Origin of the sequence: Bacillus sp. EB106-08-02-XG196, assembly GCF_013396335.1 — a bacterium.
GTDB lineage: Bacteria > Bacillota > Bacilli > Bacillales > Cytobacillaceae > Neobacillus.
The window spans coordinates 152,690-165,945 of sequence record NZ_JABWSY010000008.1; the positions used below are offsets into that span (position 1 = coordinate 152,690).

The window sequence follows — 13,256 nt, forward strand, 5'->3', positions numbered from 1 at the left end:
CTGTGTATGAAAAATAAGCGGAGAAATTCCGTTTAAATTAGGAAATACCCGTTTTTCTCTATAAATAATGTTTATTAATCTCTCTAGCCTTACAAATTACCTACGTTTTATAGTGTAAAAAGAATTACATTGGCCTCTATTTAATCTAAAAAGGAGAAGTGCATTAACACTTCTCCCTGCAAATTCTACCTTCTTATAGAGCTTACTGATGGTCTTACCCCAATACTAATTTTTCAATCGCGTAGGCAACCCCATTTTCATTATTGGATAATGTATGGAACTGAGCTGCTTCTTTTACGACAGATACAGCATTGGCCATGGCCACTCCACAGCCCGCATACTCAATCATGCTTAGATCATTTTCGCCATCCCCGATGCAGATGACCTCTTCCTGCTTAATTGAAAGTTTTTCGGCCAGTAGTCGTACTGCATTTCCCTTACTGACACTTGGGTCAAGGATTTCTAAAAAGAACGGAGTACTTTTAACGAACGTATATTTATCCCAAAACGATTCAGGTATGTTTGCAATGATCGTATTCAAACGTTCCGGCTCATCAATAAACATAACCTTCGGAATCAGCATATCCTTTGGTACTTCATCAATTGGCCGATAATGGAGAGAAATTTGATTGATATGGGCTTCATGAATGGTGTATCGGCTTATCTCTCGATTAGGGGTATAAAGATTTTCTGTATCAAAGAAATGGAGCGGTGAATGGAGCTTTAGACTTAAATCGTGTAGTTCTTTTAAGTTTTCATAGGTTAAGGTAATTTGGGACTCAACATCCTTGGAGTATGTATTTTGCACAAGAGCACCATTAAAGGTAATCACATAGTCCTCTTCATCATTTAATTTCAATTCCTCAATAATCGATTGGACACCAACAATTGGCCGCCCCGTACAAATTACCACTTTCACTCCTTTAGCTTTTGCAGCTTGAATGGCGTCATTTACTTCCTTTGTAATTTCCTTTCGATCATTCATCAGCGTTCCATCAATATCGATTGCTACTAATTTATACAAATTCTTGTCCTCCTGATTCTTAGTTGTCAGTAAAGCATATTACTATAGTACAAGAAGGATAATGATTAATCCAGATAACTCCATCCATTTATCGTGAGTGTATGTGGACATGTGCTTTGCTAAACCATGAAAACTTTATGCAACGATTAAATAGGAAGTCTAAATAATCATAAAAAAAGCCACTGTATTCAAAACTCTGAAACAGTGGCTTTTTTCGTCTGTTCAACTGTGTTCAATAGTGTTCAACGTGAACAGTCTTCATGGATTATTATCTTTTAGTGATGACCACAAGAACCGTCCCCCTGGACCCCTCGTTACTTGGGGCTGGCAACCGCCGATAGAGTAGCAGTTTTTGCTGATACACGACCTGATTTCGCTGATACAAATTGCAACTATCCTACTAATGAATGAGGACTATTTCCTCAATTTTATTTACTATCTATCTATTCACTTTTCCTTTTATCTGGTATTCTATAGATGAGTTTTTACAGAATTGGAGGAATTTGTTAATGCGAGCAAAGGAAAAGAAACGCAAGTGGTTAAAGGTAACCGGCATTACATTGCTTCTTTTGCTCGTAGCTGGAGGAGTCTATGGGTTTACAGTATATAGGTCATTAACCTCTGCTGTTCAAACAATGCATGCCCCGCTTCAACGTGAAATCTCAGTGAAACGTCTTGAACCGGTGGTATTGGAACAGAAAGATCCGTTTTCCGTGTTATTGATGGGCGTGGACCAAAGAGAGGGAGATCGCGGCCGCTCGGACACAATCATCGTGCTAACGGTCAATCCAAACAACAACTCTGTAAAAATGCTTAGCATACCACGTGACACACGAACAGAAATCATCGGAAAAGGGTTTGAAGATAAAATTAACCATGCCTACGCCTTTGGGGATGTTCCCATGGCCATGGATACCGTTGAAAATTTCCTTGATATTCCGATAGATTATTACGTGCAAATTAACATGGAAGGTTTCGAGGATATTGTCGATGCAGTTGGTGGGGTAACGGTCCAAAATGACTTAGATTTTTCTGTCGGTGATTTCAAATATCCGATAGGTGAAATCACGTTAAATGGAGAAGAAGCATTGAGTTACTCCAGAATGAGATATGAAGATCCACGAGGTGACTTCGGGCGCCAAACGAGGCAACGCCAAATTATTCAAGCTGTAATAAAAGAAGGAGCAAGTTTATCCAGTCTTACTAACTTTTCAACTATATTTTCTGCTCTTGGGAGCAATATAAAAACAAATCTTACCTTTGATCAGATGATGGATATCCAAAAAAACTATAAGAGCGTCGTTAACAACATCCAGCAAATAGAAATCAAGTCCCAAGGTACAAAAATTGATGGCATTTATTATGGGCTGGTTTCACCAGAAGAAAAGCAACGGATCCAGACTGAGCTAAAAACTCAGTTAGAATTGAATTAAGGAACAAAGCTGATTGATACGCTTCAATCGGCTTTTTTGGTCTGGCCCCAAAAACCAGACAAGATTGCGATGTTCAATAATTGAATAAAATGGATTGTTAAAGGGAATTTTGAAAAGACTAGAACAAGCTGAATTAGAGGAGAATTTATATGATAAAACTCGTTTTATGGTCTTTCCTTTTATTACCCTGGCTTTCCTTATTCTTTTTGAACAACTCTGCTCTCCGAAGATATATGCCTGTTGCTTTATTTGCAACGGTGATAAATACATTAATGTACCAAGTTGCTTGGACGTATGATTGGTGGAAATATAAAGAAACTCTTTTTTCTTGGGATAAAATCGCACAAACCCATACTGTTTATGGTGTTTTTTTGGTTGGGACCATATGGATCTTTTATTTTACCTTTCAGAAATTTTGGGTTTATATCCTTGTTAATTTGATTGTAGATAGTATCTATTCATTTGGTTTCAGGGCTTTATGGAAAAAACTCAAAATTACAACGGGTGCAGGAAACTTATCGCCTATTGAAGGGATTCTAGTCATGACAACCATCGCTATCTGCCTTTACATTTATCAAATGTGGCAAGAGGGACTGATTGGTGGAGAAAATTAAATTTGAATACGAATGTGTTCAATGGGGACGGTTTTCCTGGTCTTATTATTTTAAAGATGACCACAAGAACCGTCCCCATGAAAAATCAAAGCTCCTTCATATAAACCGCTGTCTGTGAATGCGGCCTCATCCCCACTTGTTGATATAAACGGTTAGCATGAGTCAGGCTATCACTGTCTACATACAAAAGAATCGTTTTTTGATTACGTTCGTAAGCGATCCCAAATACATGAAGCAGCAACGCCTTCCCGATCCCATGTTTTCTATATTCGCGCTTTACCCCCAATAAATCAACAAATAATCCATCCTCCTGCATCCTGCTCATGAGGAATCCTACAGGGTTTGAATCCTGCCACACAATAAACCAAAGACTGTGATCGTAACCATCACCCTTTTTTTGAGAAATCCATGTGGTAAAATCCTTCTTGGTGTACCCCCATGCATCCTGGAATGTTTCATCGTATATAGAGAATAGCTTTTCTTCATCATGATCAGGCTGAAAAGCTCGTAACGTTATCCCCTCTGGTAATGAGTCCCGGTTCGGCCGCCCCTCTAACTCAATCTTCATTCTTTCATACAGCCTGCTGAATTGATATCCCCTATCCTCAACCAATTTTCTAGCAGCACTATTGGCAAAAGAAATTTGGTTCATTAACTTTTGCTTTCCATCCTTCCCCTTCGCTAGAACGTAAGCACGCTCCTCCGCTTTATCTAATAAAAGTGAACCAATCCCTTGACTTTTAAACCGTGGATGGACAAACACACACGTATCCATTCTGTTAGCCCCCGTTACCTCAACAAAACCATACCCAATGATTTCGTTCGTCCCAGAAACGGCAACCCATGCATCTGTGTCAATCGGAATCGAATTCCACATATCAAGCACATCGGACAAGGTAATATCCGGTTCACCGATGTCCTCGATATCACACAACGCCACCAAATCCGTAATGGCTTGCGCATCCTCTACCGCCGGATGTTTAATCACATACTTCTGTTCTTTTTCCATCTAGTTCTCTCTCCCTTCAATGAATCATCTTAATAAAACATTTTTTCTAGTTTTCACGTCTTCAATAATTAGGTACTGTATTCACGCTATTATCTAGAACTGCACACGAGGATCAGCTGGAATCCCTTCTCAATCGGAATAGTTTTGTGTATAATGGATATATACTAAAAAAAGAGAAGTGCAACCTAACACTTCTCCATGCAGCTTCTACCGTCAGGGTAGTGGTTGTCAATGTTTATATTTTATCTGAACCACCCTTGTGCTTGCGACGGCGTAGGGTGGTTTTCCTGTCTTCTAGAACATTCTTCCGAAAAATGCATGCAACTAAATTCTATCACTATTTAGTTTTCTAGAAACCTATCAATCTTCGACAAATAGCGGGTAGTGACAGGCACGGGGGATTAAAGATGACCACAAGAACCGTCCCCGAGGTATACTTTTTCCAAATCTCTTATAGACTTAGTTACAAAGTTATTATATAATTCTGTTAAATATTTAATAAAACGAAGCACAAAATGGGGAGCACCACCGAAAGGGTGTTACCTTTTTTGTGCTTTTTTTTGTGAAAAATGAGAAAGGAAGTGGAAAAGGTGAAGGTAAACGGGGCTATTGAACCAGTAGAGAAGGATCAAACTTTATATGATTATTTAACATTAAGAAACTTTGATTTAACAAAAATTGCAGTTGAATGTAATAGAAAGATTGTTCCTAAAGCAGAATATAAGAATTTGATTCTAAAGGAAGAAGATACTTTAGAAATTGTTAGATTTGTTGGAGGAGGTTGACGATCATGAAAATAATCATCAATGGAAAAGAACAGGAAACAACTTTTCAGACGGCATTCCAAGTAAGAGAAAGTATAGGAAATCCAGATGATATTGTTATTTTAAACGGATTTCAAATGGATCAAGATGCACCCTTAGATGAACATGATATTCTCTCTATTATTCGAAAAGGCATCATGCCAGAAGAAGAAGAATTAGAAAGCTTGATGATGGCTAGGCATACTCCATACGTCCACCAGAAGGTAAAAGAAGGAAAAGTTGCCATCGCAGGTTTAGGCGGTCTTGGATCTAATATTGCGATCATGCTGGCGAGAATTGGTGTTGGCAAACTGTTACTAGTTGATTTTGATATTGTTGAGCCTAGTAATCTTAACCGGCAAAGCTATTACATAAGACATCTTGGAATGCCAAAGACAACCGCTCTTAAAGAGCAGATAGAAGAGATTAATCCATTTATTACAGTCGAGACAAGAATGACTAGAATTTCAGAGGAAAATGTTAAGGAACTGTTTGAAGGCTATGATGTCATTTGTGAGGCTTTTGACAAACCGAATGCCAAAGCAATGCTGGTTAATACGGCATTGGAGCAGCTCCCCGATTGTAAAATCGTATCCGGGTCCGGTATGGCAGGCTATGACAGCTCTAATTTAATCCAGACAAGGAGGCCGATGAAACAATTATATCTTTGTGGAGATTTAGAAAATGAAGCAAGAATCGGCAGAGGATTAATGGCACCAAGAGTGCAAATTTGTGCCGGCCATCAAGCGAATATGATTCTACGATTATTAGTAGGACAAGAAGAAGTATAAGGAGGATTTTTAACATGAAAGAGACATTAGTAAAAGATCAATTAACGATTGGCGGACACGCGTTTCAATCTCGTTTTATTCTTGGGTCAGGTAAATTTTCACTCGATTTTATGAAAGCCGTTATTGAATATGGAGAAGCTGAAATTGTCACTCTAGCCCTAAGAAGAGCCAATACAGGCGGCGACGAAAATATCGTTGACTATATTCCAAACAATATTACCCTGCTTCCGAATACTTCTGGTGCTAGAACAGCAGAGGAAGCTGTAAGGATCGCCCGTCTTTCAAGGGAACTAGGCTGCGGGGATTTTATCAAATTGGAAGTAATTTCTGATTCGAAATACTTACTGCCTGATAACCAAGAAACGGTTAAAGCAACCGAATTGCTGGCTAAAGAAGGATTTATTGTGATGCCTTATATGTACCCGGATCTATATGCGGCAAGAGCCCTCGTCCATGCAGGGGCTAGTGCGGTTATGCCTTTAGGTGCTCCGATTGGAAGCAACAAAGGCCTATGTACAAAGGAGTTCATTCAGATTTTAGTTGATGAAATCGACTTACCCATTATTGTCGATGCCGGTATCGGACGCCCGTCTCAAGCATGCGAAGCAATGGAAATGGGGGCTGCGGCGGTCATGTGTAATACGGCCGTTGCGACAGCCAACAATGTATCCATGATGGCAAGTGCTTTTAAACACGCGATAAAAGCTGGTCGCGAAGCCTATTTAGCCGGTTTAGGAAGAGTACTTGATTATAAAGCTGAAGCATCTAGTCCATTAACAGGATTTTTGGAGGATTAATACGAGATGAGCAGAAAAAAAGTCGACCATATGCAGTATCAGGAAGGTATGGAAATCATACCATCTGATTTAATGGACAAGGTGTTAAAAACAGTAGAAAAATATAATTATAATCTATACACAGGACATGATGTTGAAAGAGCCTTAAGCAAAGAGCATTTATCTTTGGAGGACTTTGGAGTGATTCTTTCCCCTGCCGCGCTGCCGTATTTAGAAGAGATGGCTCGAAAAGGCATGGGGAAAACAAAGAAGCACTTCGGGAACAGTGTCACGCTTTTTACACCTTTATATATTGCGAATTATTGTGAAAATGAATGCGTCTATTGCGGGTTTAAAGCAACCAATAAAATTCAGCGTGCCGTTCTAAACCCCAATGAGGCAGAGGATGAATTAAAAGCGATTGCCGCTACAGGTTTAGAAGAGATTTTACTCCTTACTGGTGAATCCCGTTATAAATCAGATGTTGAGTATATCGGGAAAACGATTAAGCTGGCAGCCAAATATTTTAAAACGGTTGGAATTGAAATCTACCCATTAAATGTAGACGAATACGCGTTTCTAAGGGAATGCGGCGCTGACTTTGTGTCCGTCTATCAAGAAACCTATAATCCCGATAAATATGAGCAGGTTCATTTATGGGGATCGAAACGAATTTTCCCTTACCGTTTTCATGCACAGGAGCGGGCTTTATTAGGAGGAATGCGCGGGGTTTCTTTCGGGGCATTGCTAGGATTAGATGACTTTCGGAAGGATGCCTTCGCGGCTGGATTGCACGCAAAATTAATTCAACAAAAATATCCGCATGCCGAGATTGGCTTCTCCGTTCCACGGTTACGTCCATACATTAACAATGCGGATAATCATTCAAAAGACGTGCACGAAAAACAGCTTTTACAAGTGATGCTGGCTTACCGCTTGTTTATGCCATTTGCGGGACTTACAATTTCCACCCGGGAAAGACCGGGATTCCGTGACCATACTGCCGGCATGGTGGCGACGAAAATGTCGGCAGGTGTGAATGTTGGCGTGGGCGGTCATGTAGAAGAACAAAAAGGCGACCAGCAGTTTGAAATTTCCGATGAAAGAAACGTTAAAGAAGTTCACGACATGATTGTCCAGAAAGGTCTGCAGCCGGTCTATACAGACTATATAAGGGTTTAGGTGTACGCATGCTCATTTATATTACCAATCGAAGGCTTTGTCAGGAGGATTTTCTCGAGAGAATTCAGCAATTAGCAAAGGGAAAGCCTCATGCCATCATGCTAAGGGAAAAAGACTTAGAGCTTCATGAATTTGAAGCTCTAGCCTTTCAAATGAACGAAATTTGTCAGTATCATGATGTCCCGTTTATCATCAATCAAAATATTTCTGCAGCAGCTGAACTGGGACTAGCCAATATTCATTTATCCATGTCAAATTTAAGAAAATACCAACATGATTTATGTTCATTTAGCATGATTGGTGCATCTGTCCATTCAGTAGAGGAAGCAAAAGAGGCTGTATCCTTAGGGGCTGACCGTTTAATTGCCGGTCATATTTTTTCAACAGATAGTAAAAAGGGAGTGCCTCCGAGAGGACTCCCCTTCCTGAAAGATGTATGCGATTCGGTCAGTATCCCGGTATATGCCATTGGCGGAATCAAAAGAACTCACGTTAAAGAAATACGAGCAGCCGGTGCGGCGGGTTTTTGTATTATGTCTGAAGCAATGACCAGTCCTCATCCCGTTGAACTGGCAAAGCACTTTAGTATTTGAATTATTGAATGACCATGGGTGACCATGGGGACGGTTCTCCTGGACATATATAAACGTGACCACAAGAACCGTCCCCCTGGTACACACCCCAGGTACATTTATCGATAGATTTTGGATCCATCCTTTACAAATTCCTTTGCTTTTTCCTTCATACCTTCATCAATTAAACGTTCCTTGGAATCACCCTTTTCATTCGCCATATTTCGAATGTCATGGGAAATTCTCATTGAGCAGAACTTCGGGCCGCACATCGAACAGAAATGTGCTGTTTTAGCTCCTTCAGCTGGAAGTGTCTCATCGTGGTACTCTCGTGCCCTTTCTGGATCAAGCGATAAATTAAATTGGTCGTTCCAACGGAATTCAAAGCGTGCCTTCGATAAGGCATTATCACGGATCTGCGCCCCAGGATGACCCTTTGCTAAATCAGCAGCGTGTGCAGCAATTTTATAGGTAATAACGCCTTCACGTACATCATCCTTGTTTGGTAATCCCAGATGCTCTTTCGGCGTTACGTAACACAGCATGGCTGTACCGAACCAGCCAATCATGGCTGCACCAATTGCCGATGTAATATGGTCGTACCCAGGAGCAATGTCTGTCGTTAATGGACCTAATGTATAAAAGGGTGCTTCCTTACAAATTTCCATTTGCTTATCCACATTTTCCTTTATCAGATGCATAGGTACATGCCCCGGGCCTTCAATCATTACTTGTACATCATGCTTCCAAGCAATATCAGTTAATTCCCCTAAGGTTTCAAGCTCAGCAAACTGTGCTTCGTCATTTGCATCCGCAATGGACCCAGGTCTTAGGCCGTCCCCAAGAGAAACAGAGATATCATACTCTTTTAAAATCTCACATATTTCTTCAAAATGTGTATACAAGAAGTTTTCCTTATGGTGAGCTAAGCACCATTGAGCAAGGATGGAACCGCCGCGGGAGACAATACCTGTAGTACGCTTTGCGGTCATTGGAATATAGCGCAATAACACCCCTGCGTGAATCGTGAAGTAATCAACACCTTGTTCTGCCTGCTCAATTAATGTATCGCGGTACACATCCCAGGTTAGGTCCTCTGCCACCCCATTTACCTTTTCAAGTGCTTGATAAATGGGCACGGTTCCCACTGGTACTGGTGAATTTCTAATAATCCATTCTCTTGTCGTATGAATATTTTTCCCTGTAGATAAATCCATTATCGTATCAGTACCCCAGCGAGTTGCCCAAGTCATTTTTTCAACCTCTTGCTCAATAGAAGAAGATACGGCCGAATTTCCGATATTCGCATTTATTTTCACATGGAAATTCCGCCCGATAATCATGGGCTCACATTCTGGATGATTTATATTTGCTGGGATAATTGCTCTCCCTTTTGCCACCTCATCACGTACAAAAGAAGGATCCATTTTCTCACGAATGGCAATATACTCCATCTCCTGAGTGATCATACCCTTTCTCGCATAGTGCATTTGTGTTACATTGCGGCCCTTTTTTGCACGATATGGGCTTTTGTTAACATTCGGAAACCATTCTAAGTTTGCACGTGGATCTTCAGCACTGAAGCCATTATCTTCTGGCCTAATATCTCTACCCTCATAGCTTTCTACATCTTTACGTTCTTCTATCCAAGTCTTACGGACTGCAGGCAGTCCTTTTCTAATATCAACGGTGTAGGTTGAATCCGTATAAGGACCACTTGTGTCGTACACTCGTACTGGTTCGTTTTCTTCCTCACCAAAGGTATTAACGGTAGAACCTAAGCAAATTTCTCGCATCGGCACCTGAATATCAGGCCTAGTTCCTTGTACATATACCTTTTTACTTCCTGTAAACTGTGACTTTAGATCCATCTTCATTTCTTCTTGCTTTCGCATGTAACTTCCTCCTTTTTTGTGTGCGGGATGAAGAGTTACAACGTAGTTTTAGACAATAAAAAAGGCTCTGAATGAAATTCAGAACCTGAAACTGCCATAAAAAAGTAGTCAAAAGCTGCACAATGAAGCACATAACTTTGACACTACTTCCCTACGCTGGTATCACCCAGATCAGGTTCAAAGGGTCGAAGAAATTTGCCTTCTTCTCTCAGTCCAAGCCATTGGACCCCCCTAGTAGACTACTAGAACACTTTATTCAACTTTCTAGTAAAGATTACCACATGTTTCTAAATGATGGAAGTGAAATTTTTCTTATTCTTTTTTAGTAACGAAAAATCCCAAGAGAAAAAAAGCCATCAGAACTGTCCCCCAGGACACAAAATTATTTACAGGCTCACTTTTCATATGTTAACCTATTTCCTATATTGGTTAACATATAGGAGTGAATCTTATGACAAATCATTTTTGGATTGTGGGTACAGATACAGATGTAGGAAAAACATTGGTAACCGCTTACTTCATGCGGTATTTTCAAACGAAAGGAGTGAAAGCCATACCCTACAAGCCCATTCAAACTGGGATCATGGTAGAAAATACTAAGCATTTTTATGGTGACACGGAATTTTATAAGTCATTCAGTGAAGAAGTTTTAGTCGAGGAACATTTGAATAGTTATTCTTTTAAAAAGCCTGCCTCTCCCCATTATGCCGCCATGTTAGAAGGAGCAGTAATCGATGAAGCAGTCATTCTGCAGCATATCACAAAATTAATGACCATGTATGATCATGTGATTTGTGAAGGTGCAGGTGGATTATATGTGCCTTTGAACGAACAAGGTAACTATCATTTCCTCAAGCTTATTAAACAATCTCAGTTACCTGTAGTATTGGTTACCCGTACAAAGTTAGGGACGATTAATCATACATTCCTATCTCTTGAAGCTCTTAAAATATGGGAGATTCCCATTGTAGGGATCGTATTTAATGGGGATGAAGGGACTGAGCTTGAGAAAAATAACATCAGGACCATACAACAAAATACTGACCTCCCAACTCTCGTCATACCCAAGTTAGACGTTCTTTCTGATTTAAAAAATATTCAACTACCAAATACCGATTTTCTTGAAAGGTTATCCAGTATATGACTTCTATACTTTCAAACTTACAAAAGAGAGATTTAAATCATGTTTGGCACCCTTGTTCACAAATGAAGGATTATGAAGACCTTCCGCCCATTGTCATTAAAAGCGGGAAAGGGATTTACTTGTATGATGAAAATGAAAAAAAGTATTTAGATGCGGTTTCTTCCTGGTGGGTAAATTTATTCGGACATGCCAATGAGCGAATTAGCCAAGCTTTAGCCAATCAAGCTTTTCAATTGGAACAAGTAATCTTTGCAAACTTTACACATGAACCAGCCATTCTGCTTGCTGAAAAACTAGTACAACTAACCCCGGATGGTTTATCGAAAGTATTTTTTGCCGATAACGGATCATCTGCGATAGAAATTGCTTTAAAAATGAGCTTTCAATATCATATGCAAAAAAACAAACCAAATAAAAAGCGATTTTTAGCCTTAACAGATGCCTATCATGGCGAAACACTAGGTGCCCTTTCTGTTGGAGGAGTGAAACTATATAACGAGATTTATAGACCACTATTACTAGATACCATTCGGGTACAAGGACCTGACTGTTTTAGATGTCCTTTTGGCAAGACCCCCGAAAGCTGCAGTACACCTTGTATCTCATTCATGGAAGAAAAGCTATCTCAACATCATGAAGAAATAAGTGCCATTATTATTGAACCGTTAATACAAGCAGCGGCAGGTATGAAAATGTACCCTCCCTCCTATTTAAAGAAACTAAAAGAACTTTGTTTGCACTATGATGTGCACCTGATTGCAGATGAAGTGGCAGTAGGATTTGGTCGAACGGGAACGATGTTTGCTTGTGAGCAAGCAGGAATTTCACCCGACTTTATGTGTTTATCAAAAGGAATAACAGGCGGTTATTTACCACTTTCAGCCGTTTTAACCACAGAGGAGGTTTTTAATGCCTTCTACGATGATTATGAAACGAAAAAAGCTTTCTTACATTCTCACAGTTACACAGGTAATCCGTTAGCGTGTCGAGTCGCACTTGAAGTATTAAACATATTTGAAGAGGACCATTACTTGGAAAAAAACCGATTGAAGAGTACATACATGAATAAGCTGGCTTCCCAAGTATTTAATGACCATCCATACGTTGGAGAATACCGACAAACCGGGATGGTAGGGGCGATTGAATTAGTAAAGAACAAAGCAACAAAGGAGCCCTTCCCTAGTGAAGAACGAATTGGATATAAAATTTATCAGCTCGCTTTGGAAAAAGGCTTGCTGCTGCGCCCTTTAGGAAATGTTCTTTATTTTATGCCGCCCTATGTCATTACAGATGAGGAAATCAAGACGATGATTTTGACCACAAATGAAGTGATTGAACATTACTTCGAAAATATCTATTTTCATAAGGCGGTGATTGACCATTAAAAAAAATCCAACGGTTTCATTAATCAATGTATCTTTATTTGCTGCCTTAACGGCGGTTGGTGCGTTTATTAAAATTCCCTTACCCTATGTTCCATTTACACTCCAAATTCTTTTTGTCTTTTTAGCAGGTAGTTTATTAGGAAGTAAACGTGGAATGCAAAGCCAGCTTGTCTATGTAGGTATTGGCTTAGCAGGACTCCCTGTCTTTACCCAAGGCGGCGGGATTGGCTATTTTCTACAACCTACATTTGGCTATTTAATCGGCTTTATTGTTGCCGCATTGGTAATTGGCTGGATGATTGAACGAATCGCAAATCCTAAAACCTATCATTTTATTATCGCCAATTTTATCGGCCTCCTGGTCGTTTACCTCATTGGGGTACCTTACTTATACTTGGCGCTTAATACATGGCTGGGTGCTCCAAACGGCTGGGCACATATTTTAATGATTGGTTTTGTTAATAGCATCGCCGGCGACATCGTGATCTCCGTGATAACAGGTGTTTTAGCCACAAGATTACACAAAGCTTTCTTTTCAATTCGCAGCAAAAATAATACCACGATACAAAAGTGAATGTTCAATGGGGACGGTTCTGATGGACTTTATATTTTTGCGATGACCACAAGA

The 13,256-nt window shown here is 40.0% G+C and carries 13 protein-coding genes and 1 riboswitch; of the genes, 10 read left to right on the forward strand and 3 right to left on the reverse strand.

Going from position 1 to position 13,256, the window contains the following annotated elements:
- Positions 1-214: 214 nt before the first annotated feature.
- Entirely contained in the window at positions 215-1,024 is an 810-nt protein-coding gene (gene yidA / locus MLOOGBEN_RS14165; RefSeq protein WP_179158908.1) for a sugar-phosphatase, read from the reverse strand.
- A gap of 509 nt (positions 1,025-1,533) precedes the next feature.
- On the opposite strand from yidA, the gene tagU reads away from it, so the two are divergent.
- Both tagU and MLOOGBEN_RS14175 read left to right on the forward strand, forming a co-directional pair.
- The gene (tagU, locus tag MLOOGBEN_RS14170; RefSeq protein ID WP_179158909.1) at positions 1,534-2,457 is read left to right on the forward strand and encodes a polyisoprenyl-teichoic acid--peptidoglycan teichoic acid transferase TagU; all 924 of its coding nucleotides are present in this window, start codon (positions 1,534-1,536) and stop codon (positions 2,455-2,457) included.
- A gap of 149 nt (positions 2,458-2,606) precedes the next feature.
- Positions 2,607-3,071, forward strand: a complete 465-nt coding sequence (locus MLOOGBEN_RS14175; protein ID WP_179158910.1) for a hypothetical protein — start codon at positions 2,607-2,609, stop codon at positions 3,069-3,071.
- An 85-nt stretch (positions 3,072-3,156) separates the two neighbouring features.
- Here the strand turns inward: MLOOGBEN_RS14175 and MLOOGBEN_RS14180 are convergent, their stop codons facing one another.
- Positions 3,157-4,080 (reverse strand): GNAT family N-acetyltransferase, encoded by a 924-nt coding sequence (locus MLOOGBEN_RS14180; protein WP_179158911.1) that lies wholly within the window; start codon positions 4,078-4,080, stop codon positions 3,157-3,159.
- Between the two features lie 569 nt (positions 4,081-4,649).
- Here MLOOGBEN_RS14180 and thiS point away from each other — a divergent pair.
- Genes thiS through MLOOGBEN_RS14205 form a run of 5 tightly spaced genes read left to right on the forward strand, consistent with a single transcriptional unit; the run spans position 4,650 to position 8,225 of the window.
- A complete protein-coding gene (gene thiS / locus MLOOGBEN_RS14185) occupies positions 4,650-4,865 on the forward strand; it encodes a sulfur carrier protein ThiS (RefSeq protein ID WP_179158912.1) in 216 nt (71 codons plus the stop codon).
- Positions 4,866-4,870: 5 nt separating this feature from the next.
- Positions 4,871-5,674, forward strand: coding sequence for a sulfur carrier protein ThiS adenylyltransferase ThiF (gene thiF, locus MLOOGBEN_RS14190; protein WP_179158913.1), 804 nt, complete (start codon positions 4,871-4,873; stop codon positions 5,672-5,674).
- A gap of 14 nt (positions 5,675-5,688) precedes the next feature.
- A complete protein-coding gene (locus MLOOGBEN_RS14195; RefSeq protein WP_179158914.1) occupies positions 5,689-6,471 on the forward strand; it encodes a thiazole synthase in 783 nt (260 codons plus the stop codon).
- A 6-nt stretch (positions 6,472-6,477) separates the two neighbouring features.
- Positions 6,478-7,632, forward strand: a complete 1,155-nt coding sequence (gene thiH / locus MLOOGBEN_RS14200; protein WP_179158915.1) for a 2-iminoacetate synthase ThiH — start codon at positions 6,478-6,480, stop codon at positions 7,630-7,632.
- An 8-nt stretch (positions 7,633-7,640) separates the two neighbouring features.
- Positions 7,641-8,225 carry a thiamine phosphate synthase gene (locus MLOOGBEN_RS14205; RefSeq protein WP_179158916.1) on the forward strand — a complete coding sequence of 195 codons (585 nt, stop codon included), beginning with the start codon at positions 7,641-7,643 and terminating at the stop codon, positions 8,223-8,225.
- A 98-nt stretch (positions 8,226-8,323) separates the two neighbouring features.
- Here the strand turns inward: MLOOGBEN_RS14205 and thiC are convergent, their stop codons facing one another.
- On the reverse strand, positions 8,324-10,099 hold the full coding sequence (thiC, locus tag MLOOGBEN_RS14210; protein ID WP_179158917.1) for a phosphomethylpyrimidine synthase ThiC: 1,776 nt from the start codon (positions 10,097-10,099) through the stop codon (positions 8,324-8,326).
- Between the two features lie 131 nt (positions 10,100-10,230).
- Positions 10,231-10,342: riboswitch (TPP riboswitch) on the reverse strand.
- A gap of 208 nt (positions 10,343-10,550) precedes the next feature.
- Here thiC and bioD point away from each other — a divergent pair.
- Genes bioD through MLOOGBEN_RS14225 form a run of 3 tightly spaced genes read left to right on the forward strand, consistent with a single transcriptional unit; the run spans position 10,551 to position 13,202 of the window.
- Entirely contained in the window at positions 10,551-11,243 is a 693-nt protein-coding gene (gene bioD / locus MLOOGBEN_RS14215; protein ID WP_179158918.1) for a dethiobiotin synthase, read from the forward strand.
- A complete protein-coding gene (gene bioA, locus MLOOGBEN_RS14220; protein WP_179158919.1) occupies positions 11,240-12,628 on the forward strand; it encodes an adenosylmethionine--8-amino-7-oxononanoate transaminase in 1,389 nt (462 codons plus the stop codon). Before bioD ends, bioA begins: the two co-directional genes overlap by 4 nt.
- Positions 12,624-13,202: a biotin transporter BioY gene (locus tag MLOOGBEN_RS14225; protein WP_179159016.1), complete on the forward strand. Its 579-nt coding sequence runs from the start codon at positions 12,624-12,626 to the stop codon at positions 13,200-13,202. Before bioA ends, MLOOGBEN_RS14225 begins: the two co-directional genes overlap by 5 nt.
- Positions 13,203-13,256 lie beyond the last annotated feature (54 nt).

Excerpts from the sequence above, each read along its gene's own strand:
- bioA (WP_179158919.1), top strand. The coding sequence starts at position 11,240 with ATGACTTCTATACTTTCAAACTTACAAAAGAGAGATTTAAATCATGTT.
- MLOOGBEN_RS14205 (WP_179158916.1), top strand. The coding sequence starts at position 7,641 with ATGCTCATTTATATTACCAATCGAAGGCTTTGTCAGGAGGATTTTCTC.
- MLOOGBEN_RS14195 (WP_179158914.1), top strand. The coding sequence starts at position 5,689 with ATGAAAGAGACATTAGTAAAAGATCAATTAACGATTGGCGGACACGCG.
- MLOOGBEN_RS14175 (WP_179158910.1), top strand. The coding sequence starts at position 2,607 with ATGATAAAACTCGTTTTATGGTCTTTCCTTTTATTACCCTGGCTTTCC.
- thiS (WP_179158912.1), top strand. The coding sequence starts at position 4,650 with ATGAGAAAGGAAGTGGAAAAGGTGAAGGTAAACGGGGCTATTGAACCA.
- thiC (WP_179158917.1), bottom strand. The coding sequence starts at position 10,099 with ATGCGAAAGCAAGAAGAAATGAAGATGGATCTAAAGTCACAGTTTACA.
- MLOOGBEN_RS14180 (WP_179158911.1), bottom strand. The coding sequence starts at position 4,080 with ATGGAAAAAGAACAGAAGTATGTGATTAAACATCCGGCGGTAGAGGAT.
- bioD (WP_179158918.1), top strand. The coding sequence starts at position 10,551 with ATGACAAATCATTTTTGGATTGTGGGTACAGATACAGATGTAGGAAAA.
- thiF (WP_179158913.1), top strand. The coding sequence starts at position 4,871 with ATGAAAATAATCATCAATGGAAAAGAACAGGAAACAACTTTTCAGACG.
- tagU (WP_179158909.1), top strand. The coding sequence starts at position 1,534 with ATGCGAGCAAAGGAAAAGAAACGCAAGTGGTTAAAGGTAACCGGCATT.
- thiH (WP_179158915.1), top strand. The coding sequence starts at position 6,478 with ATGAGCAGAAAAAAAGTCGACCATATGCAGTATCAGGAAGGTATGGAA.